This is a genomic window from Tractidigestivibacter sp., from assembly GCF_057241865.1.
In genome coordinates this window covers 1-25,234 of record NZ_DBHHPX010000012.1, presented here as the reverse complement: position 1 = coordinate 25,234, position 25,234 = coordinate 1, and the positions used below count along the sequence as shown (strand labels likewise).

Genomic DNA, 25,234 nt, shown 5'->3' with positions numbered 1-25,234 from the left:
GGAGCCGCATCATTTAGCAACGTTTTCACGAGGAGGGGCCCATGCCCACCGCATACGAGCTCATGTCAGACCAAGACCTTACGCAAGAGATTGCACAGCTCGAGAAGGAGGCGGACCGCCTCCGCTCCCTGGAACTCAAGCTGGACATGGCTCGAGGCAAGCCCAGTCCCGAGCAGACCGCCCTTTCCAAGCCCATGCTCGACGTCCTTAGCTCCTCGACCGAGATGGATGACCAGGGCGTTGCCGTTGACAACTACGGTGCTCCGGATGGCCTTCCCTCTGCGCGCACCCTCGCCGCGCAGATCCTGGACGTCGATCCCAAGAACGTGATCGTGAACGGTTCCTCCAGTCTTAACCTCATGCACGACGTCGTCTGCAATGCCTTCACGCATGGCATCGGCAGCAACAAGCCCTGGAACCAGCAGGGCAAGGTCAAGTTCCTCTGCCCCTCGCCCGGCTACGATCGCCACTTCAAGGTCACGGCTCACTATGGCATCGAGAACATCCCCGTTCCCATGCTTGAGGACGGCCCGGATATGGCAGTGGTGAAGCGCCTGGTCGAGAATGACCCCGCGGTCAAGGGCATCTGGTGCGTCCCCAAGTATGCCAACCCCACCGGCATCACCTACTCCGACGCTGTCGTGCGCAAGTTTGCCGCGCTCACGCCTGCGGCGCCCGACTTCCGCATCTTCTGGGATAACGCCTATGTGGTGCATACCTTTGAGGGTGAGGGCGACCACCTGCTCAACATCTTCGATGCCCTGGCCGAAGCCGGCAAGAGCGACATGGTCTACGAGTTTGGCTCCACGGCCAAGGTGACGTTCCCCAGCTCGGGCATCGCGTTTGTCACCGCAAGCTCCGCCGACATGGCTGAGATCCGCGCAGCCTTCTCGGTGATGCGCGTCTCGCCTGAGAAGGTCTCGCAGTTCGCGCACGTGCGTTTGCTCGAGGACCTCGATGGTATCAAGGTCCACATGGAGAAGCATGCCCAAATCGTGCGCCCGCGCTTCGAGCTGGTGCAGGAGAAGCTCCACGCCGGCCTCGACGGGCTGGATTGCGCTACCTGGAGCAACCCCCACGGCGGATACTTCGTTTCGTTCGACGGCCCCAAGGGCTCGGCCAAGGCAATCGTTGCGATGGCCGCAGGGCTTGGCGTAAAACTCACGCCCGCCGGCGCCACCTGGCCCTACGGTCGCGACCCCGAGGACACCAACATCCGCATTGCCCCCACGTATCCGTCCCTCGAGGACCTCGGCGCTGCGCTCGATGTCTTTGTGCTGGCGGTCAAACTCGTCTCGGCGCGCCTTGCCAAGGCGGAGCGCGAGGGCAAGGCAGAGTAGGCGGTTCGTCCGGCGCAGATTGTTTGGTTCCGTTCGCCAGCCAGTTCGCCGAGAGGAACTACCCATACAATGCTTATATGGCAACGGTCTCCAGAATGTATTTTTCGTTCGGGAAGCCGTTGCATAGCATGGGAGTGGCATTTGGCTTGCGCTCCGACGGTTCCACAGAGTTCTGTAGAATCGGGAAGCGCGCGCATCGCTCGCGTGGGAGGGCCGGATGTGGCTTACATTAAAGAGTCACAAACGGCGCTGCTTGCGGCGTAGTGCGAGAGGGGCGGGCCAGCTCTCGGTTCGTCGGGCGTAGGTCAACACGGAGGGATTTCTCGGGCATGTCGAAGAAGCCAAGCAATAAGGTGCACAAGAAGGGCGCTTCGAAAGGCGCTGTCTCGGCAAGGGCCAAGGGCGGCTCCTCTTCCTCCAGCAAGGGTGGGGCGCAGTCCTCAAGCAACCTCTCCACGCCCACCAAGGTCGTCATTGTCGTCTTTGCCGCTCTCATGGTCGTCTCGCTCATGCTGCCCACGCTCTCTACGGCCTTCTCCAACAACCAGCAGGCCGAGCAGGGCAGCTCCGAGGACTCAAACTCGGACAGCAGCTCGGACTCCACGGATTCAAGCGCGACCGACTCAAGCTCCGTGACCGGCGCAGCTGCCGTCGATGCCAAGTACCAAGACACTGTCTCGGAGCTCGAGTCCAAGCTCGCCTCCGACAACACGAACCTCGCGACCCTGCTCAACCTCGGCCGCAACTACATGCGCTGGGGTGCTTCGGTCCTCTCGGCGTCCTCTTCAGACGATGACACCACCCATGGCAACGAACTGCTCGAGAAGGCCATTGGCTACTACGAGCAGTACCTCGGCCTCAAGGATTCCGACGCAGTGCGCGTGGACATAGCGCTCTGCAAGCTCTACGAGGGCGAGACGAGCGAGGCCATGTCCGATCTTGAGACGCTCACGCAGGACTCGCCCGCATATGCTCCCGCCTGGGCAAACCTCGGCATGGTCCAGGAGTACTCCGGCGACAAGGAATCCGCCAAGGCCTCCTATCAGAACGCCATCGACAATGATCCCAACGACGAGTACGGTGCAAAGTCCTACGCCACGCAGCGCCTGGCCGCGCTCGAGTCCTCGTCGAGCAGTACGACCGACACGTCGACATCCGCGACGCCCTCCTCGTCTTCGGGCGAGACCGGCGCGAAGGGTCTCACGGACACACTAAACAACCTCTCTGGCACCGGATTCTAGGGAAGGGGAACATTCATGAGCATCAACATCTCAACTACACCCATCGAGGGGGGCTGCCGCGTGGCAGTCTCTGGTGAGGTCGACGTCTCCAACGCCTCGGCGCTGCGCGATGTGCTTGACGAGCAGCTCGCCTCTGGCGAGGGGTCGCTCGCAATCGATTTGGCCGACGTGCCCTACATCGACTCCACGGGGATCGGCGTCCTTGTGGGTGCGGCACATCACGCCAAGGAGCAGGGTCGTGCGCTCTCGGTGGAGCGCCCGCAGAGAAACGTCGCGCGCGTACTCTCGCTTTTGGGCGTGGGTGCCGACCTCAACGTTACCGGACAGGAATAGCCGCGTCCCAAGACCCCTCGCTCGTGGGGGAGTGTAGGAATTCGATCCATGCTGGAGGAAACCGATCGTGTTTGGCATTGGAGAGTCAGAGCTCGCTCTCATCCTGCTCTTCGCGTTTCTCATCTTTGGGCCAGACAAGCTGCCTGGGATGGGGCGCACCATCGGCCGCGCGCTGCGGCAGTTCAGAAACGCCCAGGAGGGCTTCACGCAGGTCGTGCAGACCGAGATCGTTGATCCCGCGACCGAGGCCATGAGCGACTCGCCCAAGAAGCCCAACCGTAAGCGCAGCGAAGAGGAGGACGCGGACATCGAGGATTCCGGTGCCCCCAAGTCCACGCCTAAGACCGAGACGTTCGCCGAGCGCAAGAAGCGTCTCGAGGCCGAGCGTGCCGCTGCTGAGAAGGCCAAGGCCAACGCGGCTGCGGTGGCGCCCGAGAAGGCCGCCGCCACCGAAGCTGCGGCGAGCGATGCCGACGCCGATGCCGACATCGCGCCTGCGTCTGCCGAGGCCGCGGCCACGCCCGCAGCAGAGGCGTCCAAGGCGGCGCCCGAGGAACCCAAGCCCACGACGGCCGCCGACCTCTATGCGATGAGCCCCAGGCGTCGTCGCGAGCAGGCCGCTGAGGCTGAGAGGGCCGCGACTACCGACGTGACCCCCGCGACCAGCACCAACGTTTCTGCAGCAAACGGAGAGGAGGCCGGCGAGCAGCAGGCCTAGCGCCCCGCTCCCCATACCACCATGCCCATAGGATCAGCACGCATGCCCATCATGGACCACCTGGGAGAGCTTCGTCGCAGGCTCACCATAATCGTGGTCTCGCTCCTTACGGTGGCGGTCATCGTCTACTTTGCCACCCCCACCCTCATCGACATCATGATCGACCAGATCAGGGAGGCCATGCGCGGTGGTGACCTCTACGTTCTCACCGCGCTCGGCGGCTTTACCATCCGCTTCAAGGTCGCCGTGTTCTTCGCGATGATCATCTGCACACCCATCATCATCTGGGAAGTCATGGCCTTTATCATGCCGGCGCTCAAGCCCAGGGAGCGCAAATGGGTCGTGCCCACGGTGGCAGCCCTTGTCGCCCTGTTCTTTATCGGCATGGTCTTCTGCTACTACGTAATTCAGCCTGCGGCGTTCGGGTGGCTGCTCGACCAGTCCTTCGAGTTTGCGAACAACCTGGCCGACGCCGAGGACTACCTCAACATCTACATGCTGCTCGAGGTCGGCTTTGGCATTGCGTTCGAGCTGCCGCTTGTGATCTTCTACCTCTCGATCCTGCACATCGTGCCGTACAAGACCTTTCGCTCCCAGTGGCGCTACATCTACGTTGGCCTCATGGTGCTTTCGGCCGTTGTCACGCCCGACGCCTCGCCCGTGACCATGGTTCTCATGTTTGCCGCGCTTATCGGCCTGTACGAGGTGGCCCTCGCCATTGCCCGTTACGTCATCATTGCGCGCGACGGCAAGCAGGCCCTCAAGTGGACCCGCGAGGACTACGAGAACGCAGAGCTCGACAAGCTTTAAACTAGGGGAGTTCTGCCGTCACGATGCAAGCGAGGTAATCTCCTTTGATCCTTGTCGTCACCGAGAAGAACGATGCCGCCCAGCAGATCGCGAGGCTCCTCTCAGAGTCTGGCAAGCCCAAGGCGGACAAGGTCTACAACACGCCCATCTACCGCTTTAGGAAAGGCGGAGAGGATTGGGTGACCATAGGCCTGCGCGGCCACATCATGCAGCCGGACTTTCCGCCCGAACTCAAGTTTGACCTTGAGGAGGGCTGGTACGGTCTTACCGCAGAAGGCGAGCACCTCCCGGCAGACGTGCCCGACGGACTGCCACGCCCGCCGTTTGCCACCAAGCGCAAGCCCTTCCTGGTCGACGGCGTCGACATCAAGGGTTGGAAGATCCCGAGCCTGCCGTACCTTGTCTGGGCCCCCATCGAGAAGCTCCCTGCCGAGAAGGAGATCATCCGCTCGCTCAAGAACCTCGCCAAGAAGGCGGACTCTGTGATTATCGGCACGGACTTCGATCGCGAGGGAGAGCTTATCGGCTCGGACGCGCTCAAGCAGATTCTCTCCGTGGCACCGGCCATAGCCGTCTCACGCGCGCGCTACTCGGCCTTCACAAAGGCCGAGATTGACCATGCCTTCGATAACCTTGTGGCACTTGACCAGGACCTCGCCGACGCCGGCGAGAGCCGCCAGCACATCGACCTCATCTGGGGTGCGGTGCTCACGCGCTACCTCACCTGCGTGCGCTTTGGTGGCCTGGGCAACACCCGCTCTGCCGGCCGCGTCCAGACGCCCACGCTTGCCCTGGTTGTCGAGCGCGAGCGTGAGCGCATGGCCTTCGTGCCCGAGGACTACTGGGTTCTCTCGGGCGAGGCCGCCCACGACGGCTCCGACCCGTTCCGCATCACGCACGCCACCGCGCGCTTCTCGGACCACGACGCCGCCCAGGCGGCATACGACCACGTGCAAGGCGCGAATACCGCCAGGGTCACCGCAGTCACCCGCAAGAGCCGTCGCGTGAGCCCGCCGGCGCCCTTTAACACCACGTCCATGCAGGCGGCTGCCGCAGCAGAGGGCATCTCGCCCGCGCGCGCCATGCGCCTTGCCGAGTCGCTCTACATGGACGGTCTCATCTCGTATCCACGCGTGGACAACACCGTCTATCCATCCTCGCTTGACCTACGGGAATGCGTGCGCACGCTCTCCTCGGTGCCGCAATTTGCGCCCACGTGCAAGGCGCTTCTCGGCCAGGGCGCGCTCCATGCGACGCGCGGCAAGCAGGAGACCACCGACCACCCGCCCATCTACCCCACGGGTGCCGCGAATCCTGACAGCCTTCAGCCTGCGGAGTGGAAGCTCTACAACCTCATTGCGCGCCGCTTTTTGGCCACGCTCATGGGGTCGGCTACCATCGCCGGCACGAAGGTCGAGTTTGATGTCGCCGGCGAGCCCTTCGTTGCTACGGGCAACGTCCTTGCCGTGCCGGGATTTCGTGCCATCTATCCCTACGGCCTTAAGAAGGACGACCAGCTGCCTGAACTCAATGAGGGTGACACCTGCGACGTCTTGTCGATGGCGCTCGACGCCAAGCAGACGGAGCCGCCCGCGCGCTACAGCCAGGGCAAGCTCATCCAGGAGATGGAGAGGCGCGGGCTTGGCACCAAGTCCACGCGTGCCTCGATCATCCAGCGCCTCTATGACGTGAAGTACCTTAAGAACGATCCCGCCGAGCCCAGCAAGCTGGGGATGGCCATCATCGATGCGCTCACCAACTACGCGCCGCGCATCACTACGCCCGAGATGACCGCCGAGCTCGAGGGCGACATGACCAAGGTCGCCGAGGGCGCAGACACGCAGGCGCAGGTGGTCGACCACTCGCGTGCGCTTCTCGCCGGCATGATGGACGGGCTTGTCGACCACAAGGACGACCTTTCCGAGGCCATTGCCGACGCCGTCACCGCCGATGCGAAGATTGGCGTGTGTCCCAAGTGCGGTCGCGACCTGGTGGTGAAGACCTCTGCCAAGACGCGCGGGAGCTTTGCGGGATGCATGGGCTGGCCCGACTGCGACGTGACGTATCCACTGCCCAAGGGGCGCGTCGAGCCCATCGAGGGTACGGCAGGCGTGTGCCCGGAGTGCGGAGCGCCACGTGTGAAGGTGCATCCGTTCCGCAACCGCCCGTACGAGACGTGCATCAATCCGGCGTGCCCCACCAACCGCGAGCCTGACATCGTGGTGGGGGAGTGCGGCGCCTGCAAGGCAGCCGGCCGTCACGGAGATCTGGTGGCGCACAAGTCCGAGAAGAGCGGCAAGCGCTTTATCCGCTGCACCAACTATGACGAGTGCGGCACCAGCTATCCGTTGCCGCAGCGTGGCGAGCTGCACGCCACGGGCGAGACGTGCCCCGAGTGCGGCGCCCCCATCGTCGAGGTTGTGACGCAGAGGGGACCGTGGCGCATCTGCGTGAACATGGATTGCCCGAGCAGGGAGAAGAAGGCGGCTGCCAGCGGTGGCGCCCGCGGGCGCAAGGGGGGCTCGAGCCGCGGGAGAGCAACGGGCCGCGGTGGCGCATCCGGCCGCGGTGCGAGCTCCTCTCGGCGCAAGAAGGAGTAAGCTGCTCGGCCTGTTTGGATGCCGCGGTTTTTCGACGTTTAGCCATGGTTAGGCGTCCGGAATCCGCGGCACCGCTATCTTCTCGTGGGAAATCGCCGGTTAAGTGTGGCTAGCCGTTCGCGAAAAACCCAAACGTCGATAATTCACGAGTGGCCCTGCGGGAATGCGTCCTGCGGTGCAAGCCGCCTAATGCCGTCCCCCAGCATTTCGCGCAAATTGCGTCTCACCATGCAAATAATACGTCCGATTGGGCTATTGAAAAATCCTGCAAACAGCCAATCTACCAGCTATTTTATAAAATATAGTTAGTAGGTGCTGACTTTTCGGGCAATTCTTGGTTAGTTAGCCATATACTACTCATGAGTTAGATGCATTGAACTTCGCGGCAGTGACGTCCCATTTGCCGCATCGCGTCGCCGACAGGCACCGCGACACGGCTGATGGGACAGGAAGGAATGCCACTATGACAGTCATGGAGGCCGAGGCGTCGATGGCAGGAGCAGGCTCGTCAGAGGGGATGGGAAAGCCCGTAGTCACGGGGGCGCAGCTTCCTCTCGCCATGGTTTCCAAGGGCGAGACGATCCGCGTCCTCAAGGTTCGCGGTGGCGCTTCGCTACGCCAGCACCTCTCCGAGATGGGATTCGTTGAGGGCGCAGAAGTCAAGGTCGTCTCGCGCGTCAATGGTGACGTGGTCGTGAACGTCAAGGGTGCCACGTTTGGCATTGGTCGCGACATGGCAATGAAGATCGTCACCTGCTAACCGACAAAGCCTATCTGCGAGTCAAGCACGCATATCAGCTGTCACAGCCGGCGCCTGGCGTAGGCGTGGCATGAAGAAAGGGAGAGCATGGAAACCCTGAAAGACGTTCGTGTGGGAGAGACCTGTACGGTTTCGAAGCTCGGTGGCTCTGGCGCCATCAAGCGTCGGATCATGGACATGGGCATCACGAAGGGCACGCGCATCTACGTGCGCAAGGTGGCTCCCCTGGGTGACCCCATCGAAGTCACCATTAGGGGCTACGAGCTGTCGCTGCGCAAGGACGAGGCAAGCTACGTGGAAGTCACGAACGTGGCGTAACGACGCCGTTGCGAGAGGGGGCACTGCCCCCAAATTTCGTGAAAGGAAGTTACCCTTCACTAACAAATATCACCTCCGTGATAACAGTTGGCCGTTACAAGTTCGGTGGCGTGAGAGGCTGCGTAGGCAAATCCCTGGCTACCGAGAAGGACAATACAGGAAGGCAAGGAATGGCAGAGAAGATCGACATAGCCTTGGCTGGCAACCCCAACTGCGGCAAGACCACGCTGTTCAACGAGCTCACGGGTTCGAACGGCTATGTGGGCAACTGGCCGGGCGTCACCGTTGAGAAGAAGGAGGCCGTCTGGAAGAAGGACCAGAACGTTCTCTTCACCGACCTTCCCGGCATCTACTCGCTCTCGCCCTACTCGCCGGAGGAGGTCGTCTCGCGCGACTTCATCATCTCCGGCCGTCCAAGCGCCATCATCGACCTTGTGGACGTCACAAACATCGAGCGCAACCTCTACCTCACAACGCAGATTCTGGAGACGGGCCGCCCGGTGGTGGTTGGCCTCAACATGTGCGACCTGCTCGCGCAGCGCGGCGAGAAGATCGACTCCGAGCGCCTCTCCAAGATGCTCGGCGTGCCGGTAGTCGAGGTCTCCGCACTGCGCTCGAAGAACCTGGACGAGCTCGTCGAGACGGCAGTCAAGGACGGACGTGCCAACAAGGCCGCCCAGGGTGTCAAGTGCTTCTCGGCCGAGGTCGAGAATGCCCTTGACGCCATCGCGGGGGAAATCAAGGACAGCTGCGGCCCTGACCTCTTGCGCTGGTACTCCATCAAGGTCTTCGAGCGCGACTCGGCCGCCATCAAGCCCCTCCACCTCACCGAGGCCCAGCTTGCCTCGATGGAGAAGGTCATCAAGGCCATCGAGGAGGCGCACAACGACGACTCCGAGTCCATCATCACGTCCGAGCGCTACGAGTGGATTGCCACGGTCATGGACGCCTGCGTGGTAAAGGAGCCGGGCAAGCTCACGACGTCCGAGAAGATCGACCGCGTCGTGACCAACCGCATCCTCGGCCTGCCCATCTTCATCGCCATCATGATCGGCGTCTACTGGGTGGCCCTCGTTGCCGTGGGCACGCCCGCTACGGACTGGGTGAACGACAACCTCTTCTCTGACGGCTTCTTTGTGAACCCAAGCGGTCAGGCGGCCTTCGACGAGGCGAACGAGGCCTGGCAGGAGAACCACTACGCCGACCAGATCTCTGGCTACATCGCCGCAGCCGAGGAGGCCGGTGTCGACACCGACGGCGTCCAGGACGCCATCGATGCGGATCCGCAGACGGAAGAGGACGAGCAGACCATCGCAGCCTTCGAGGCGGCAGCCAAGAAGGCCGGCGTCGTGGCGACAGACGTCCCCATCACCGACTCCAACGGCAACTACCTCGACGCCGACGACAACGTCATCACCACGCTTGACGAGGACGGCAACCCGGTTCTCGCCGCCGGCCAGAAGCTCGCCGTACTGCCTTCCGTGACCGCGGCGGACTTCGAGACCGCCCTCGACAACCCCGCGCCCGACCAGCATGACTACGACGGCTTTGTGGATTCCATCCCCAACGCAGTGACTGGCTGGCTCACCGACGCGGGCGCCTCCGACGTGGTCATCTCGCTCGTAGTCGACGGCGTCATCGGCGGCGTGGGCTCGGTTCTCGGCTTCATCCCGCAGATCTTCGTCCTCTTCGTTATCCTGTGCTTCCTCGAGGACTGCGGCTACATGAGCCGCGTGGCCTTCGTCATGGATCGCGTGTTCAGGCGCTTTGGCCTCTCCGGCAAGTCGTTCATCCCCATGATCGTGTCCTCTGGTTGCGGCGTCCCGGGCGTTCTCGCCACGAAGACCATCGAGAACGAGCGCGACCGCCGTATGACCGCCATGCTCACCACGATGATTCCCTGCTCTGCCAAGCTTCCCATCATCGCCCTGGTCATGGGCGTGCTTGCTGGCGGCTCCGATATGTGGTGGGTTGCCCCCATGTTCTACCTCATGGGCATTGCCGCCATCATCCTCTCGGCCGTGATGCTCAAGAAGACGAAGCCCTTCGCGGGCGAGCCCGTCCCGTTTGTGATGGAGCTTCCCGACTACCACCTTCCCAGCGTCAAGAGCTGGGCTCTGCACGTGTGGGAGCGCGTCTCTGCCTACGTCAAGAAGGCTGGTACGATTATCTTCGCAGCTGCCGTGGGCATCTGGGCACTTTCGAACTTTGGCCTTGCCGGCTGGGAAGGCGGCGACGGATCCTTTGGATTCCTGCAGGCCATGGACGGCGCGCCCGACACCTACATGGACTACTCCATCCTCGCCGGCCTTGGCGGCGCCCTGAGCTTCATCTTCATGCCCCTTGGTTTTGGCAACTGGCAGGCCACTGCTTCCACGATCTCGGCGCTCATCGCCAAGGAGAACCTCGTCTCTACGTTCGGCGTCCTCTACGGTCTTGGTGACGCCACCGAGAACTCCGTCACCATGTGGCAGGGCTTCGCTGGCATGTTCACCATCGCGGGCACGCTCCACATCGGCGCCATGTGCGCATTCGTGGCGTTCAACATGCTCTGCGCCCCGTGCTTTGCCGCCATGGGCACCATCCGCAGGCAGATGGACGACCCCAAGTGGTTCTGGTTCGCCATTGGATACGAGTGCGGCTTTGGTTGGGTCGTCGGCCTTCTCATCAACCAGTTCTACGAGCTCTTCGTCTTTGGCAGCTTTGGGTTCTGGACCGTCGTGGCCTTCGTGCTTCTCGCGGGCATTCTCTATCAGCTCTTCCGTCCCATGCCCACGTGGGACGAGAAGGACGAGCACATCCTCGACGACCTTACCGGGGAGGCTGCAGCGTAGGGACAACGCCGCCTTGTAGGTAACGCCTAGCCTGCCCGAGCGGTTTTTCCCAGTGCCGCCGCCGGTGTGCCCTGCGCCCCGGCGGCGTGCGCCTTCTTGGGGGGCACCGGCCTTCTTCCCATCGTTTTCCTCTGGAGGCTGAGATGGACTTGGTTGACGCGGTCGCGTTTGCGGCTCTGGTTGCTGGCGCCTGCATAGGCGTGAGGCTAGCATGTGAGGGGGAATTGAAGTGAGCGCGAACCCGGGGAGCCCAAAGCCCATATCGGGTTCCAGCCTTCCTCAGCCCAAAGATGCCCTGCCGTGCAAAGGCCATGTCCGCAAGGAGTCCACGCGGATGCGGCACGTGAGGGTGGCCCTGCTCGCCCGGCGCGAGATGGTGCGTGATATGTCGTCACCTAAGACGATTCCCACGCTCGCCGCTATCTGCGACACATCTCCTACCGTGCTCAAGCAGGCGTTTCGTGAGACGTTTGGTATGCCAATCTACAGCTGGTACAAGGAGTACCGCGTGCGTCTGGCTGCAGAGACGCTCCTTTCCACAGACGCCTCCATCGCAGAGGTGGCGGCATCTGTGGGGTACTCAAACCCCTCGAAGTTCACCCGCGCGTTCACACAGACTATGGGCGTCACGCCTCGCACCTGGCGAGCGCAGGGCCGGAGGAAGGCCCTGGAATGCAGGCTTCGTTCCACAGACCCTAAGCCATCCTCGCGGGACGCATAGCACCTTCGCCGCCTGCGGCTTTCTCGAGACGCTTCTGGCAGCTAGGGCAGATGCCCGTAAGGATGGTGCTGCTCGTCACGTTTGCGTAGCCAGTGAGGTCCTCGGTCTTCTTGCAGAGGCCCGCATCCGGCGGTAGCGGCACATCAATCACGGTGCCGCACTCAGAGCACACGAGATGTGCGTGGTGGTCCATGCGACGGTCGAAGCGCTCGCCGCCAGGCGCCTTCACCGAGAGAATCTCTCCGGTGTCAGCAAGCAGGTGCAGGTTGCGATAGACGGTTCCACGGCTGATGTGTGCGTCCTGCTCGCGCACGTGCAGGTATATCTCGTCTGCGGTAGGGTGGTCACAGAGACTCTGGACTGCATCAAGCACCAGCTGACGCTGACGCGTATTTCTTCTTTCCATGACAGGCCTCCAGTCACCATCCTACGTCGTAGCCGCCCTGCTTGGGTTTCGAGCATGGTGCATCGAAGTGCAGTAGGCCACGGAAGCGTATTCCTGTTAGGAATAATACTAGGATTACTTCTCAATAACGTCAACAGGTCACTTGTGAGGCTAATACAGGCGAGCATGGCTGTCTAACTATCTGCGGGAATGCGAGAACACGGCAGCATGCGAGGGGTGCTCTGCCAAGCACTGGTCGAAGCTGGGTACGACCCATCGACCCATCTGGATTATTGCGCGCTACTTTGGGGAGCCTCAAAGGCCAACTGGGCAAACGTGTGGCAGGCATGAAACTGCGCGCAATAATTTGGCGATCGAAGGTTGGATGGGGTCCGCACGGCCCTCATCAACAAGGAGATTTGCAATCTCAGCGTTCAGGCTCACCAGAACGCTGACTTCAAGACCATCACCAAGGATGACATCCTCGGCAAGTGGAGCCTGTTCTTCTCCTATCCCGCAGACTTCACCTATGTCTGTTCCACCGAGCTCAAGGAGCTTCAGGAGAACCATGACGGCTTCAAGGCTGAGAACTGCGAGGTCCACTTCGCCTCCCGTAACACCCACTTCGTCCGCAAGGCCTGGCACGACGAGTCCGACCGCATTTCCAAGGTGACCCTACCCCATGCTCGCCGACCCCGCCCATGTGCTGACGGGCCCATTCCTGACTTGCCGAGCTCGGTGGGGGGGACTGAAGATGGGCGACAATGATGCCGAGAACGTCTGCGATGCGGTGGTGATAGGCGGTGGCCCTGCCGGGATTGCCGCCGCACTCTACCTTGCCCGGGCCGTTATCGTGTTCTGGTGGTGGAGAAGGAGCGCTTTGGTGGGCAGATCACTATCACGTCCGAGGTCGTGAACTACCAGGGCGTGCTTGCGTTCGTGGGCTATGCGCCGGCCACCTCACTTGTTGCCGACGTGGCGACGCTCGCGGCGACACCCTCCGTGGCAGGCGGCAACATGAGCGTGCCGTGCCTCGTGGTGGACGACGGTGGCGATGAGCGCGTGAGCCTTAGCAAGAGGGGGCTCTCCGAGATCTCTCGCTCGTGGGGTAGACGGGCAGAAGGCCTGGTCGGCCTCCTGGCGGCCCGTATTGGTGGGGCGCCACATCTCTCATGCGATGCTGCTGTGCAAGCGCGCCCTGCGGTGCCATCGCGTCACCACCTGCACACCTGCTAACCCACCAGCGACATCACGTTGATGGCGGTCACCTCCACGCCCGTTGCCACGAGCAGCACATTGGTGAGGGCGGTGTTGGCATACTTCCCCATGACGCGCCTTGAGCCTGTAAGGCTGATCTGCGTGAAGATGGTGATGGGGAGCTGCAGGGAGAGCAGCGCCTGCGAGAGCACCAGCCCCTGGAAGGTGTCCTCGACGAGAAGACACGCGAGGGCAGCCACGGCCAGGCAGGCAAGCACGCCTACGGAGGAGTGACGGTCATGGATGTCGTACTCCTCGCCAAACATTCCGGCGCTGATGGTGCCGGCCGCCATGCCAGCGGTGACGGAAGACGAGAGGCCCGCCAGAAGGAGCGCCACGGCAAAGATCACGGTGGCTGCCTGTCCCAGAATCGGCGTGAGCGTGGCTGCGGCAACGGAGAGGTCATCCACAACTATGCCACGCGCGAAGAAGGTGGTCGCTGCGAGAATCACCATCGAGGAGTTGATCGCCCAGCCCACGCCCATCGAGAAGAGCGTGTCGAAAAGCTCATAGCGCAGGCGCTCGCGAATCTTCTCGTCGCCTTGCCTCTCGTAGTGAACGCTCTGGATGACCTCGGAGTGCAAGAAGAGGTTGTGCGGCATGACCACGGCGCCCAGCACGCTCATCACAATGGCGGCCGACCCCACCGGGAAGCTCGGTTGGACCCACGAGATTGCGGCCTGGGGCCAGTCGACGCCCACGAGGGCGAGTTCCGCGAGAAACGCAAGGCCAATGAGCGAGACAAACGCGATGATCCATCGTTCGATGCGCTGATACGAGTTGGTTGCGAGCATCGCAATCGAGACCACGGCCACGATGATGGATCCCACGCGCACAGGCAGCCCAAAGAGCATCTGGAGCGCTATGGCCCCACCGAGGACCTCGGCCATTGCCGTGGCCACCGTGGCGAGATACGCCGTTCCGAGAATCGTGGTGCCAAGCCAGTGGGGCAGGTGCTTGTGGGTGGCCTCGGCCAGGCACTCGCCGGTGGCGATTCCCAGGTGCGCGGCGTTGTGCTGCAGAAGGATGAGCATCAGGGTCGAGAGTGTGACCACCCACAGGAGCCCATAGCCAAACTGCGAACCGGCCGCCATGTTCGAAGCCCAGTTGCCTGGGTCGATGAAGCCTACCGTGACGAGCAGGCCAGGGCCAATGTGCCTGAGAATCTCCAGGCCACCGTGGCCCCCGGTTCGCTCGCCGCCATATGCTTTGGTAATGCTCTCTCTTAGGTTCATTGGTACTCCAAGGCATCATGGGGCGCCGCGCTTGATGTGCCCATGCATGACGCCCAGAGAATGTCGTACAGTTGGTGGCACTATACCCCTTGGGAGCACTAAATGCGAGACTGAGTCGCAATAAGCTCACGACTCGCGATGATTGCCCGGGATCGTGAGCGTTCTCAGCGGGATTTCTTCTCGTGCGGAACCGCTACTTTTTGAGATAGGGCCGAGTGTTCGCCGCAGCGATGGCAAACGTCGAGAGGTTATGCAGGTACGCGGCGGTGCTTATCGTAAGCGCACCCGCCACGCCAAGCGCGATGAGCGCCGAGTTGAAGGTCACGATGAAGCGATAGCCTGCGTGGATGCGCTCCATGGTCCTCTGTGAGACCTGCCTCATGGTGACGAGAGACTCAAGCGTGCTGTCGAGCACCGAGACGTCCGCGACGACGCGCGCTATGTCGCTTGCGTCGGACATGGCCACCGAGACGTCGGCCGCGGCAAGTGCGGGAGAGTCGTTGATGCCGTCGCCGACCATGATGGCCTTGTGGCCACCCTTACGAAGACGCTGCACGTAGTCACTCTTGTGCTCGGGAAGCACCTGCGCATGGTAGGAGTCAAGCCCCAGGCTCTCGGCAACGGCGCGTGCGGAGGCCTCAGAGTCTCCGGTGAGCATGACGACCTTCTCGATGCCCAGGCCGCGCAGCGCGCGAATCACTTTGGCGGCCTCCGGGCGTACGGGGTCGGAGATGCAGAACGCTGCCGTAAGCACCTTACTCACGGCCATGTAGATCACCGATGCGGTGGGCGCCTCGCGCTCCACCAGCTCCTCGAGGCCCTCAGGTGCCTCTACGCCCTCGTCCTCGAAGACAAGGTGGTACGAGCCAATGCACACCGGGCGTCCGCCGACCATGGTGTCGATGCCGTGGGCCACCACGTAGTTCACGCTGGCGTGAAGCTCGTGCTCGTGGTTCAGGTCGCGCCTGCGCGCGCCGTCGACGATGGCGCGGGCCATGCTGTGCGGGAAGTGCTCCTCGATGCAGGCCGCATAGGTAAGCGCCTCGTCCTCATCGGCACCGTTAAAGGCAATGACCCTCTCGAGTGTGGGCTTTGCGTGGGTGAGCGTGCCGGTCTTGTCGAAGACGATGGTGTCGGCGTCGGCGAGCGCCTCGAGGTACTTGCCGCCCTTGACCACGATGTCGTTCGCGTATGCCTCGTTCATGGCGCTCATCACGGCAATGGGCGTGGAGAGGCGTATGGCGCAGGAGTAGTCCACCATGAGCACGACCATGGCCTTGGCAATCTGCCCCGTGATGCCCCAGATGGCGAAGAAGGCGAGATAGCTGTAGGGGACAAGGGAGTCGGCCAAGTGCTCGGCCTTGCTCTGCGCCCCTGCCTTGAGGTCGCTCGAGCCCTGTACCATGTCAACAATCTGGTCGATGCGCGCGCGTCCCGGAGGGGTTGTCACGCGCACGCGCAGGTCACCGTCTTCGAGGGCGGTTCCCGCGTAGACCATGGAGCCGGGGCCCTTGTGAACCCGGCGCGACTCGCCGGTCATGGACGACTCGTCGAGCTCGCCCTCCCCGAGCGTCACCTCTCCGTCGACGGGCAAGACCGAGCCCGCGAGGAGGTGCAGCTCCATGCCTCGCTCCACGCGGTCGATGGGGGTGGCCACGTCCTCGCCGTCAACGACGGCCCAGACCTTCTCGGGACGTGTGACAAGCCCTTGTCCAAGTGCAAGGCGCACGCGTCTCTCGACGTGGGCCTGCATGGCGTCGGAGAGCGTGATGAGCATCATGACCGTGCTCGCGTCCGAGAGGCAGCCGCGTGCGATTGACGCGACGACTGCCGTGGCGTCGAGCACCTCGACCGTAAGGCCGTGCGAGAAGAGCTGCTTGAGCCCTCTCGTCACAAATCCCACCGCCCTGAACACGGTGTAGGCTACCGCCAATGGGGCGGGCAGGATGAGGGCGCGCGCAACGTGCCACCCCACAATCCCCGCCACCTCCATGTGGAAGCGGTTGTCCTCCATCGCGGTCTGGACCTCGATGGGAATGGCTAGGTCGCTCTCCTCCAGGCGGGGAAGGGCGCACACGTCGAGCGCACGCATGGCGTCGAGAACCGCTTGGCGCGCATCTGGCGAGAAGGTCACGAGTATCGAGCCGTTCGCCGGATGGGCCTCCGCGTGACGCACGCCGTCCACCTGGAGGAGGGCGACCGAGACCCCACGGGCCTCGTCGTCATCAATCACCTGGGCGCCACAGCGTAGTCGCAGGCGGCCGGGTATGTCGGATGCGATTGTGAAGAACATGGGGTCTCGTCGCCTCGCTACCTTTGAACTACTTCCCTGCGCCTGCCGCGTCGACCTTCTCGGTCGCCTCCCTGCGAATCTGGGGTTCGAGCTCGGAGAGACGGTCCTTCACTGCGGCGTCGATCTTTGCGTGGCGACGGGCCTCGGCGCGGCAGTCATCCGCGTCATCGGCAATGCTCTGGGTCTCGGCGCTCACGGCATCCGCAACCGCCATACAGCCGCTGGTCACGGCAACGGCGCCCCTGTGGAGAAGCCCGCTTTGAGCCAGCCCTGCTACGGCACCAGCCGCCGCAGCGCCGCCTGCGAAGAGCCAGAAGTGATGTGCTGCCATGGTTGTTCCTTTCCCTTGACATCCGGCCGCTTGTCTGCGACACCTCATGAGAACATCAGCCTTGTGCAAGACGCACTCAACCCCAAACGGACCAATGAGCCCAAACAGACCGATTACAGTGCCGAATACAGAGAAACTTCCAGTTAGATGGGGATAACATGCATCCGTTCAAATGGGCTGTAGCCATGTGGCAAGCTGTGAGTAAACTATGGCTAACTATTGGTGCTGCGATGGCGCAGGTCGGGCGAGACCCGCATGTTGCCGCAGGATGAGTTGGGAGCTGTCGTTGAGTGACGAGGTTGTTATGGACGTCCGTGCGGACACGACGGAGCTTGACGGGTGTTCGGAGGAAGAGTGCCGGGCCTGCGTGAGCCTTGCAAAGACGCTCGTCTCGGCTGCGGCTGGAGTGATAGCCGGTGCAAAGCCGGCGGCGCTCTTCACGCTGAGGCCAGACGTCGCCGTGTGCCCGGGGGTCGCGCGCTCTGCCCTGTGTGCCTTCTCGCGCTACCTGCGCTCTCGGAGCGTTGAGGTTACGGGCATTTCATGGGTCCATGGGAGGTTTGCGGTCCTCGTGTGGCGCCCGGACATGGTGGGCGCGGTGCTTTGCGACCCCGAGCGCATGGCGTTCTTGCGTGCACATGGGCTACCCGTGGAAGGCCCCCATCGCCTTGTGGGCGAAGCTGCAAGGAGGCTTGCACGCTACTACCGCTCGCGGAGCGAGACGGCACCCAAGGAGGCGCCATCCAAGGCGCCCTTCCCGCACGAGATAGGGCTCATCCTGGGTTATCCGCTCGAGGACGTTATGGGCTTCGTGGAGGGTCGCAAGGAGACCTGCCGGGGCCTATGGCGCGCCTACGGGGATGCGGACGCCGCACGCGAGCGCTTTGCCCGTCTCGCCAAGCAAGAGGCCCAATGTCGCCACAGCTTTGAGCGGGGTGCCGCGTTTGGCGCGCTGCTCGCGTGACGCGTGGGCCCGGGTAAACGGGCCTTTCCAGCAACCGCCATGTCCGGCGGCCGCGCAGATGGCAACCATGCCCGCGTGTTTCGCGCGGGCTCCAAACACGACCAAGGAGGTCTTTCATGAGCAGGGTTGCGGTGGTTTATTGGACGATGAGCGGCAACACCGAGGCCATGGCAAATGCCGTGGCCGAGGGTGCTGGCACCGAGGCAATCGAGGTCTCGGACTTCTCTGCCAGCCAGGTGGCAGACTACGACGCCTTTGCGTTTGGCTGCCCCGCCATGGGCTCTGAGGAGCTCGATCCGGACTTCGAGGCCGTCTGGAACGACTGCGTTCCCGTGTTTGGCGACAAGCCCGTGGCTCTCTTTGGCTCATATGACTGGGGCGGCGGCGAGTGGATGAACATCTGGTCCGACGCCGCGCGTGAGGCAGGCGTAAACGTTGCCGACACGCTGACGCAGCACCTCGAGGTCGATGACGAGGGCCTTGTGGCGTGCAAGGCGCTGGGCGAGAAGCTCGCGCGGTAGCCGTTCGAAGGCGTGGGGATGCAGGACGTGGCTGCGCTGCTGCATCCCCCACGCCTTCCCCGCACACGCGGACGTGCCCCTTCCGCTACCATCACAGCGTGTGGTTTTCTGTGCAAGGGGGGGCGCCATGACACTGCAGCAACTGCGTTACGTTGTCGAGGTCGCAACGGCTGGTTCGATTACTGCCGCCTCGGCAACGCTCTTCATAGCCCAGCCATCTCTCTCCAAGGCGATCGCCGAGCTTGAGGCCGAGATGGGCATCACCATCTTCGAGCGCTCGAGCAAGGGGGTTGTCCCTACCGAGGACGGCACGCGCTTTCTCTCCTATGCGCGCCAGGTGATCGAGCAGGCCGACCTTCTCGAGGCGCAGTACAAGCACGGTGCCCCGGTCCGTCGTGTCTTCGGCGTGTCGAGCCAGCACTACGCATTCGTGGTCAACGCCTTTGCCGAGCTGGTGCGCGAGTACGGCGAGAGCCGCTACGAGTTTAGCCTGCGCGAGGGAACCACCTTCGGCACCATCGAGGACGTGCGTCTTCAGCGCTCTGAGCTGGGCGTCCTTTATAGGAATTCCTTCAATCGCGAAGTGCTCTCCAGTGCCATCCGCGACGCCGAGCTGCGTTTCGAGCCGCTCTTCGAGGCGCGCGAACACGTCTTCGTGAGCAGGGAGAACCCGCTTGCCAGGCGCACCTCCGTCACCCTTCAGGACCTCGCGCCCTACCCACGCCTCTCCTACGACCAGGGGTCGCGCAACTCGTTCTACTTTGCCGAGGAGCCCCACATTGTCGAGCCCGTGGACAAGGCCGTTGTGGTCACCGATCGCGCGACCCTCTTTAACCTGCTCATAGGGCTTGACGGCTACACCATTGCGTCTGGCATCCTGAGCAAGGACCTGAACGGCGGGAACATCGTGTCCGTGCCGCTTGAAGACGGTGGCGTGATGGAGTTGGGCTACATCCACCAGCCGCGCAGGCCCCTCTCGCCCATTGCCGAGAGCTACCTTGCGCACCTGCGCGGATACGTGAAGGTCTACCTCGGGCACTTGGGCGGGGAGGGTGACGAAGCGCTATCGAGCTAATCTATAACGAGCTATAGGCTATGCAGAGTAGTCGTGCTACATCTTGGTCTCATAGCTTCAGGCTATCTCTATCGATAGCATATCGATACTTCCTCGCCGCTTCGAGAACCGCCACCATCTCTTACGTGAAGACCACAGCCGTTGGCGCTTGCGTGCTGGATAAGAGAAGAGGTTCCCATGAGCATCCCCTACGACAAGAAGACCCCGCACCGCTTCGACGTTGTTGGCAGCTTCCTGCGTCCCGAGCGCCTGAAGCGGGCCCGCATTGACTGGAAGGCCGGGCGCATCTCGGCCGAGGAGCTTGCCGCCGTCGAGGACGAGTGCATCCGTGACCTGGTGGAAAAGGAGAAGGCCGCCGGCCTTGGCGTGATCACCGACGGCGAGTTCCGTCGCGAAACCTGGCACCTCGACTTTATGTGGGCATTTGGGGGCGTGGACCATCAGCCCACCAAGGAGGGCCTGCCCTTCCACGACGAGGCGGCCAAGATCGACGACACCTACCTTGTGGGCAAAGTTGCCTATCGCGACAGCCATCCCTTCATCGACCACTTCCGCTTTGTCCAGGCGCTCGAGGACGAGAGGTGCGTGGCCAAGCTCACCATCCCGGCACCCGCCCAGTTCTTCGAGCAGTTTGCCATGCCCTTCAACCTGGAGGGCACAAGGCGCCACTACGCCAGCAACGAGGAGCTGGCAGACGATATCGTTGCCGCGTACAAGGCCTTCATTGCCGACGTCTATGCCGCCGGCTGTAGGGACCTCCAGTTCGACGACTGTTCGTGGGGCATGGTCGTCGACCCGCACGCAAAGCAGTTCTTTGGCGTCGATTCCGCAGGTCTTGAGCGCGTGAAGGAAGACCTGCTCGACGTTAACAACCGTGCGCTTGAGGGACGCCCTGCCGACCTTACGGTGAGCACCCACGTGTGCCGTGGCAACTTTCACTCCACCTGGGCGTGCGAGGGCGGCTACGACGACGTGGCCGACTTCCTCCTCGCCTGCGAGAACGTCGACGCCTTCTTCCTCGAGTTTGACGACGCGCGTTCCGGCGGCTTCGAGCCCCTGGCCAAGGTGCCTGCAGGCAAGAAGGTGGTTCTCGGCCTCGTGACCACCAAGTCGCCCGTGCTGGAGAGCAAGGGGTCCGTGGTTGGGCGCATCCGCGAGGCGGAGCACTACGTGCCGCTGGAAAGCCTCTGCCTCTCTCCGCAGTGCGGCTTTGCCTCGTGCGAGATTGGCAACAAGCTCACGGAGGACGAGCAGTGGGCAAAGGTTCGCCTGGTGCGCGAGGTGGCCGAGGAGGTTTGGGGGTAGGGTGCCCGTTGGGTCCGGCGCTCCGGCGCCGGACCCGGGGACCTAATGACAAGTTCGCGGTTTTTGCGACTCACAAAAATAATCGCGAAATCTTGCAATTTGCCGTCGACATAGAGTTAGTTATGGTGTACTCTATGTTCAAGAGTTAAGGCAAGTTAACTCCACGTGAGGTCTTTTCCAAGCGTATGCGACTGCAGCGCAAGGGAAGGAAAGCCGTTGACTCCCGCCGAAATGCCCGGACCCTCTCCCCGGACAAGTCGGCAACACAAGTGCCGCCGACGTTCCCCTTTCTTGCGTCGGCGGCGCGTTTGTGTCGCGGCACCTCCGCTCGGTGCGGCCCCCACGCTGCGTCTATGGGTTTTCTGCGGTCGAGCAACACTTGGGCATTGTGGGGTATGCACAGCTTCCATATGGGTATACACAAAAAGTAAGTAGCAGTAAACTTCAGTACGGCACATGAGAGAGCCGGGACAGCGGGGACAGTGGCCTGACGTCTCGGCAACCACAGGAAGGTGGTAACCATGAGTGCAATCGAGAAGGTCCATGCACGCGAGGTCCTAGACTCCCGCGGCAACCCTACCGTCGAGGCCGAGGTCATGCTCGCCGATGGTAGCTTTGGCAGGGCAATCGTCCCCTCCGGCGCCTCTACCGGCGAGTTCGAGGCTGTTGAGCTTCGCGATGGCGACGCAGGCCGCTACCAGGGCAAGGGTGTCGAGAATGCCGTTGCCCATGTGAACGACGAGGCGCACGAGGCCGTTCTCGGCCTTGATGCCCGTGACCAGCGCGCTGTTGACGCGGCCCTCATCGCCGCGGATGGCACGCCCAACAAGGGTCGCCTGGGTGCCAACGCAATTCTCGGCGTGAGCCTAGCCACCGCTCGTGCGGCAGCGGCGTCGGCGGGGCTTCCGCTCTACGCCTACTTGGGCGGTCCCAACGCCCACACGCTGCCCACGCCCATGATGAACATCCTGAACGGTGGCGTGCACGCCGACAACAACGTGGACTTCCAGGAGTTCATGATCATGCCCGTGGGTGCCCCTGACTTCCGCACCGCCCTTCGCTGGTCGGCTGAGGTCTACCACACCCTGAAGGGCGTCCTCAAGGACGCGGGCCTCTCCACTGGCGTGGGTGACGAAGGCGGCTTTGCGCCCGACCTCAAGACCAACGCCGAGCCCTTCGAGTACCTCATGAAGGCTGTCGAGAAGGCCGGCTTCAAGCCTGGCGACGACTTCGTCTTTGCCATGGATCCCGCGACGAGCGAGTTCTACGATGCCGCCACGGGCACCTATGTCCTCAAGGGCGAGGGCCGCACGCTCACCAGCGCCCAGATGGTCGACTACTGGGACAAGCTGGTCTCCACGTATCCAATCATCTCCATCGAGGATGGCCTGGCCGAGGAGGACTGGGACGGCTGGCGTCAGCTCACTGCACGCCTGGGTTCCCGCGTGCAGCTCGTGGGCGATGACCTCTTTGTCACCAACACCGCCCGCCTGCGTCGCGGCATCGAGCTTGGTGCGGCAAACGCGCTGCTCGTGAAGGTCAACCAGATTGGCACCCTCACCGAGACGCTCGAGGCCATGCAGACCGCTCAGCGCGCTCGCTACACCACGATCGTCTCGCACCGCTCGGGCGAGACCGAGGACACCACGATTGCCGACCTGGCCGTGGCAACCAACGCCGGCCAGATCAAGACCGGCGCCCCCGCGCGCTCCGACCGCGTGGCCAAGTACAACCAACTGCTTCGCATCGAGGAGGAGCTGGGGTCCTCGGCCGAGTACGCAGGTCGTTCGGCGTTCTACAACATCGCGCGCGCGTAAGGCCTCCCGACCGCATAACTCTATGCGGTCGTCTGGTAATGAACGGGGCGAGCGGCACGGGAGGGTGAACTCCCGTGCCGCTGTTTCTTTGTTGGCCGTGGTGTTCTAGTCGCTAACGTCCGTATCCAGCGTTGCACATACGGTGTAGTTGGGAAAGGCCTTTTCGACCTCGCGTACGATCTGGTGGTACTCACCTATGCGGTCCGGCGCCTCGAAACCGATGATCACATCGAACTCAAGGAGGTGGCGGGTCTCGTCCACGTGGAAGCCGTGGAACTGCAGCACGTGGTCATGTGACATCACGATGCGCTTCACACGTCGACGCATGTCAGAGGCGTTCCGGCTGGTGCTTCTCGAGTAGATGCCCACGGCTGCGACGATGACCTGCCCGTCGGTGCGCTGGTAGACGCGCTCCTGCGTACGTCGGGCGAGTTCATCAATGACCTCTGCCGAGGTTGTGTCGGGCACCTCCACGTGGAGCGACCCCACAAGGCGCTCGGGGCCATAGCTGTGAAGCACCAGGTCGTAGACGCCAAGTACGGTTGGGTCCTCGGCCACGATGGTCTTGACCTTCTCGGCCAGTCCTGCCGACACGCGCTCGCCGAGGATTTGCCCAAGCGTCTGGGAGAGCATCTCGAGGCCCGCCTTCACGATGAAGGTGGAGATGACCATGCCAACCCAGGCCTCAAGTGAGATGCCCCACACGAGGTAGGCGATGGCAGCCCCCAACGTGGAGGCCGAAAGCACGGCATCGGAGAGCGCGTCTTGTCCCGAGGCCACGAGCGAACCTGCATTGACGCGATGCCCAACTGCCTGCACGTGGCGTCCGAGCAGGACCTTTGCGAGTACGCTAGCGCTGACAACCACCAGTGCCGCGGCAGAATAGTCTGGTGCTTCGGGCGAGATGACCTTGTCCACGGACTCGACTGCCGAGGTCACACCTGCATATAGCACGATGATTGCGATGACTGTGGCCGTGAGGTATTCGATGCGCCCATAGCCCATGGGGTGCTTTTTGTCGGGCGCGCGGCTGGCGAGCTTGGTGCCCACAATCGTGATGACCGAGGACAGCGCATCGGAGAGGTTGTTCACGGCATCGAGTGTGATGGCGATGGAGTTGGAGAGAATCCCCGCCGCAGCCTTGAGCGCTGCGAGCGACGCGTTTGTCACGATACCCAGGATGCTTGTGCGTACGATGGTGGTTTCACGGGTGGTCTGCGGCAGGGGGTTGGGTGTGTCCGTTTCGGCGTCCTTCGTCGCTGCGGAGCCGGTCATGCTTCATTTCCTTCTTTCTCAACCTGCCCGCGTGCGTTCTCGAGGACCTTTGCAAGCAGCCGTTTGAGCTCTGTGACCTCGTCCTTTGTGAGGGACAGGCGACATGCCAGCGCAAGGGGCACCTCAGCTGCACGGTTGCGTAGCTGAGAGCCCTTGGGTGTGAGACTCACCTCGAGGACGCGGGCGTCATCGGCGTTCCGCTGACGGGTTACGTAGCCATGGTCCTCGAGCTTCTTTAGGACCGGCGTGAGCGTGCCGGAGTCCAGGTAGAGCCGCTCGCCGAGGCGGCTCACGGTTACGGAGTGCTCCTCCCAGAGGACCATCATGCAGAGGTACTGCGTGTAGGTGAGGCCGAGGGGCCCAAGAAGCGGCTTGTAGCTGCGGACGACTTCCTTCGAGCACGCATAGAGCGGAAAGCACAGCTGGTTGTCTAGACGCAGGAGCTCTGTGGGGGAGGCCTGCGTGTGAGGGTGGGCTACCACTAGAGCTGCTCCACGATTGCGCGCTCGACCTCGGCCATATCGGCGGTGGGCTCGAAGCGGGCCACGAGGTGGCCGTTGCGGTCGATGAGGAACTTGGTGAAGTTCCACATGATGTAGGCCTTGTCGCCAAACTTCTTGTTGTTGGCCTTTGCGAACTTGTCGAGGGCGGCCGCCTTGGGGCTGCCGCCAAAGCCCTGGAACGGGCGCTCGGTTGCAAGCGCGGCAAAGAGTGGGTCGGCGGTGTCGCCGTTTACGTCGAGCTTCTTGAAGCGGGGGAACTCGGTGTTGAATCTGAGCGAGCAGAACTGGTTGATCTCGTCATCGGACTCGGGTGCCTGACCGGCGAACTGGTTGCAGGGGAAGTCCAGGATTTCGAGCCCTTGGTTGTGGTGGGCGGCATAGATGCGCTCGAGGTCCTCGTACTGGGGCGTAAAGCCGCAGCCGGTTGCCGTGTTCACGACAAGCAGGACCTTGCCGGCGTAGGTGCTCAGGGGGACGGTATTGCCGTTCTGTGCTGTGACGGAAAAGTCAAGATAGTTGGTGGCGCTCTCGAATGCCATATCTGCTCCTATCTTCAAGTCGTTGCATCTGAGAGCCGGATACCGGATGCTTTGATGCA

Annotated in this window: 24 protein-coding genes; 17 read left to right on the top strand and 7 right to left on the bottom strand. The window is 62.7% G+C overall.

What is annotated here, in order from left to right; genetic code table 11:
• Positions 1 to 41 precede the first annotated feature (41 nt).
• The 10 genes from ACO59D_RS05560 to ACO59D_RS05515 all read left to right on the top strand — a co-directional run bounded on the left by ACO59D_RS05560 (position 42) and on the right by ACO59D_RS05515 (position 11,675).
• Complete coding sequence (locus ACO59D_RS05560) at positions 42 to 1,340, top strand: aspartate aminotransferase type Ic (protein ID WP_485126121.1); 1,299 nt, start codon at positions 42 to 44, stop codon at positions 1,338 to 1,340.
• Between the two features lie 329 nt (positions 1,341 to 1,669).
• Positions 1,670 to 2,581 (top strand): tetratricopeptide repeat protein, encoded by a 912-nt coding sequence (locus tag ACO59D_RS05555; protein WP_485126120.1) that lies wholly within the window; start codon positions 1,670 to 1,672, stop codon positions 2,579 to 2,581.
• A 15-nt stretch (positions 2,582 to 2,596) separates the two neighbouring features.
• Positions 2,597 to 2,914, top strand: a complete 318-nt coding sequence (locus ACO59D_RS05550) for an STAS domain-containing protein (protein WP_130810640.1) — start codon at positions 2,597 to 2,599, stop codon at positions 2,912 to 2,914.
• 67 nt (positions 2,915 to 2,981) lie between these two features.
• Positions 2,982 to 3,632, top strand: a complete 651-nt coding sequence (locus ACO59D_RS05545) for a Sec-independent protein translocase subunit TatA/TatB (protein WP_485126119.1) — start codon at positions 2,982 to 2,984, stop codon at positions 3,630 to 3,632.
• 21 nt (positions 3,633 to 3,653) lie between these two features.
• Positions 3,654 to 4,442, top strand: coding sequence for a twin-arginine translocase subunit TatC (tatC, locus tag ACO59D_RS05540; protein WP_485126118.1), 789 nt, complete (start codon positions 3,654 to 3,656; stop codon positions 4,440 to 4,442).
• A gap of 44 nt (positions 4,443 to 4,486) precedes the next feature.
• Positions 4,487 to 7,042: a DNA topoisomerase I gene (locus ACO59D_RS05535; RefSeq protein WP_485126117.1), complete on the top strand. Its 2,556-nt coding sequence runs from the start codon at positions 4,487 to 4,489 to the stop codon at positions 7,040 to 7,042.
• Positions 7,043 to 7,505: 463 nt separating this feature from the next.
• Complete coding sequence (locus tag ACO59D_RS05530; RefSeq protein ID WP_371683361.1) at positions 7,506 to 7,802, top strand: FeoA family protein; 297 nt, start codon at positions 7,506 to 7,508, stop codon at positions 7,800 to 7,802.
• 87 nt (positions 7,803 to 7,889) lie between these two features.
• Positions 7,890 to 8,120, top strand: a complete 231-nt coding sequence (locus ACO59D_RS05525) for a FeoA family protein (RefSeq protein WP_485126116.1) — start codon at positions 7,890 to 7,892, stop codon at positions 8,118 to 8,120.
• A 170-nt stretch (positions 8,121 to 8,290) separates the two neighbouring features.
• Positions 8,291 to 10,954 (top strand): ferrous iron transporter B, encoded by a 2,664-nt coding sequence (gene feoB, locus ACO59D_RS05520; RefSeq protein ID WP_485126115.1) that lies wholly within the window; start codon positions 8,291 to 8,293, stop codon positions 10,952 to 10,954.
• Between the two features lie 334 nt (positions 10,955 to 11,288).
• Complete coding sequence (locus ACO59D_RS05515; protein WP_130810629.1) at positions 11,289 to 11,675, top strand: helix-turn-helix domain-containing protein; 387 nt, start codon at positions 11,289 to 11,291, stop codon at positions 11,673 to 11,675.
• Here the strand turns inward: ACO59D_RS05515 and ACO59D_RS05510 are convergent.
• Positions 11,650 to 12,081: a Fur family transcriptional regulator gene (locus ACO59D_RS05510; RefSeq protein ID WP_130810627.1), complete on the bottom strand. Its 432-nt coding sequence runs from the start codon at positions 12,079 to 12,081 to the stop codon at positions 11,650 to 11,652. The two genes, ACO59D_RS05515 and ACO59D_RS05510, sit on opposite strands and share 26 nt — an antisense overlap.
• Positions 12,082 to 12,441: 360 nt before the next feature.
• Here ACO59D_RS05510 and ACO59D_RS05505 point away from each other — a divergent pair, with 360 nt between their 5' ends.
• Positions 12,442 to 12,828, top strand: a complete 387-nt coding sequence (locus tag ACO59D_RS05505) for a redoxin domain-containing protein (protein WP_485126114.1) — start codon at positions 12,442 to 12,444, stop codon at positions 12,826 to 12,828.
• Positions 12,829 to 12,921: 93 nt separating this feature from the next.
• A complete protein-coding gene (locus tag ACO59D_RS05500) occupies positions 12,922 to 13,296 on the top strand; it encodes a hypothetical protein (RefSeq protein WP_485126113.1) in 375 nt (124 codons plus the stop codon).
• On the opposite strand, the gene ACO59D_RS05495 is transcribed toward ACO59D_RS05500, so the two are convergent.
• The 3 genes from ACO59D_RS05495 to ACO59D_RS05485 all read right to left on the bottom strand — a co-directional run bounded on the left by ACO59D_RS05495 (position 13,293) and on the right by ACO59D_RS05485 (position 17,176).
• A complete protein-coding gene (locus tag ACO59D_RS05495; protein WP_485126112.1) occupies positions 13,293 to 14,552 on the bottom strand; it encodes an Nramp family divalent metal transporter in 1,260 nt (419 codons plus the stop codon). The genes ACO59D_RS05500 and ACO59D_RS05495 overlap by 4 nt on opposite strands.
• Positions 14,553 to 14,745: 193 nt before the next feature.
• Entirely contained in the window at positions 14,746 to 16,845 is a 2,100-nt protein-coding gene (locus ACO59D_RS05490; RefSeq protein ID WP_485126111.1) for a heavy metal translocating P-type ATPase, read from the bottom strand.
• Positions 16,846 to 16,873: 28 nt separating this feature from the next.
• The gene (locus ACO59D_RS05485) at positions 16,874 to 17,176 is read right to left on the bottom strand and encodes a DUF1490 domain-containing protein (protein WP_485126110.1); all 303 of its coding nucleotides are present in this window, start codon (positions 17,174 to 17,176) and stop codon (positions 16,874 to 16,876) included.
• 286 nt (positions 17,177 to 17,462) lie between these two features.
• On the opposite strand from ACO59D_RS05485, the gene ACO59D_RS05480 reads away from it, so the two are divergent.
• From ACO59D_RS05480 to eno, 5 genes are all read left to right on the top strand, one after another.
• Positions 17,463 to 18,140, top strand: coding sequence for a DUF3793 family protein (locus ACO59D_RS05480; protein ID WP_485126109.1), 678 nt, complete (start codon positions 17,463 to 17,465; stop codon positions 18,138 to 18,140).
• A 116-nt stretch (positions 18,141 to 18,256) separates the two neighbouring features.
• A complete protein-coding gene (locus ACO59D_RS05475; protein ID WP_130810617.1) occupies positions 18,257 to 18,661 on the top strand; it encodes a flavodoxin domain-containing protein in 405 nt (134 codons plus the stop codon).
• Positions 18,662 to 18,788: 127 nt separating this feature from the next.
• Positions 18,789 to 19,736, top strand: coding sequence for a LysR family transcriptional regulator (locus ACO59D_RS05470; protein ID WP_485126108.1), 948 nt, complete (start codon positions 18,789 to 18,791; stop codon positions 19,734 to 19,736).
• A gap of 177 nt (positions 19,737 to 19,913) precedes the next feature.
• Positions 19,914 to 21,041, top strand: coding sequence for a 5-methyltetrahydropteroyltriglutamate--homocysteine S-methyltransferase (locus tag ACO59D_RS05465; RefSeq protein ID WP_485126107.1), 1,128 nt, complete (start codon positions 19,914 to 19,916; stop codon positions 21,039 to 21,041).
• A 521-nt stretch (positions 21,042 to 21,562) separates the two neighbouring features.
• Positions 21,563 to 22,858, top strand: coding sequence for a phosphopyruvate hydratase (gene eno / locus ACO59D_RS05460; protein ID WP_485126106.1), 1,296 nt, complete (start codon positions 21,563 to 21,565; stop codon positions 22,856 to 22,858).
• Positions 22,859 to 22,963: 105 nt separating this feature from the next.
• Here the strand turns inward: eno and ACO59D_RS05455 are convergent, their stop codons facing one another.
• Genes ACO59D_RS05455 through ACO59D_RS05445 form a run of 3 tightly spaced genes read right to left on the bottom strand, consistent with a single transcriptional unit; the run spans position 22,964 to position 25,175 of the window.
• Positions 22,964 to 24,133: a cation diffusion facilitator family transporter gene (locus ACO59D_RS05455; RefSeq protein ID WP_130810609.1), complete on the bottom strand. Its 1,170-nt coding sequence runs from the start codon at positions 24,131 to 24,133 to the stop codon at positions 22,964 to 22,966.
• A complete protein-coding gene (locus ACO59D_RS05450) occupies positions 24,130 to 24,615 on the bottom strand; it encodes a MarR family winged helix-turn-helix transcriptional regulator (RefSeq protein WP_130810607.1) in 486 nt (161 codons plus the stop codon). Before ACO59D_RS05450 ends, ACO59D_RS05455 begins: the two co-directional genes overlap by 4 nt.
• Positions 24,615 to 25,175, bottom strand: coding sequence for a glutathione peroxidase (locus tag ACO59D_RS05445; RefSeq protein WP_485126105.1), 561 nt, complete (start codon positions 25,173 to 25,175; stop codon positions 24,615 to 24,617). The genes ACO59D_RS05450 and ACO59D_RS05445 overlap by 1 nt, the downstream gene beginning before the upstream one ends.
• Between the last annotated feature and the right edge of the window lie 59 nt (positions 25,176 to 25,234).

Coding starts and splice junctions, on each gene's coding strand:
- ACO59D_RS05560 (WP_485126121.1), top strand. CDS start 42: ATGCCCACCGCATACGAGCTCATGTCAGACCAAGACCTTACGCAAGAG.
- ACO59D_RS05555 (WP_485126120.1), top strand. CDS start 1,670: ATGTCGAAGAAGCCAAGCAATAAGGTGCACAAGAAGGGCGCTTCGAAA.
- ACO59D_RS05550 (WP_130810640.1), top strand. CDS start 2,597: ATGAGCATCAACATCTCAACTACACCCATCGAGGGGGGCTGCCGCGTG.
- tatC (WP_485126118.1), top strand. CDS start 3,654: ATGCCCATAGGATCAGCACGCATGCCCATCATGGACCACCTGGGAGAG.
- ACO59D_RS05530 (WP_371683361.1), top strand. CDS start 7,506: ATGACAGTCATGGAGGCCGAGGCGTCGATGGCAGGAGCAGGCTCGTCA.
- ACO59D_RS05525 (WP_485126116.1), top strand. CDS start 7,890: ATGGAAACCCTGAAAGACGTTCGTGTGGGAGAGACCTGTACGGTTTCG.
- feoB (WP_485126115.1), top strand. CDS start 8,291: ATGGCAGAGAAGATCGACATAGCCTTGGCTGGCAACCCCAACTGCGGC.
- ACO59D_RS05515 (WP_130810629.1), top strand. CDS start 11,289: ATGCGGCACGTGAGGGTGGCCCTGCTCGCCCGGCGCGAGATGGTGCGT.
- ACO59D_RS05510 (WP_130810627.1), bottom strand. CDS start 12,081: ATGGAAAGAAGAAATACGCGTCAGCGTCAGCTGGTGCTTGATGCAGTC.
- ACO59D_RS05495 (WP_485126112.1), bottom strand. CDS start 14,552: ATGAACCTAAGAGAGAGCATTACCAAAGCATATGGCGGCGAGCGAACC.
- ACO59D_RS05490 (WP_485126111.1), bottom strand. CDS start 16,845: ATGTTCTTCACAATCGCATCCGACATACCCGGCCGCCTGCGACTACGC.
- ACO59D_RS05485 (WP_485126110.1), bottom strand. CDS start 17,176: ATGGCAGCACATCACTTCTGGCTCTTCGCAGGCGGCGCTGCGGCGGCT.
- ACO59D_RS05475 (WP_130810617.1), top strand. CDS start 18,257: ATGAGCAGGGTTGCGGTGGTTTATTGGACGATGAGCGGCAACACCGAG.
- ACO59D_RS05470 (WP_485126108.1), top strand. CDS start 18,789: ATGACACTGCAGCAACTGCGTTACGTTGTCGAGGTCGCAACGGCTGGT.
- ACO59D_RS05465 (WP_485126107.1), top strand. CDS start 19,914: ATGAGCATCCCCTACGACAAGAAGACCCCGCACCGCTTCGACGTTGTT.
- eno (WP_485126106.1), top strand. CDS start 21,563: ATGAGTGCAATCGAGAAGGTCCATGCACGCGAGGTCCTAGACTCCCGC.
- ACO59D_RS05455 (WP_130810609.1), bottom strand. CDS start 24,133: ATGACCGGCTCCGCAGCGACGAAGGACGCCGAAACGGACACACCCAAC.
- ACO59D_RS05445 (WP_485126105.1), bottom strand. CDS start 25,175: ATGGCATTCGAGAGCGCCACCAACTATCTTGACTTTTCCGTCACAGCA.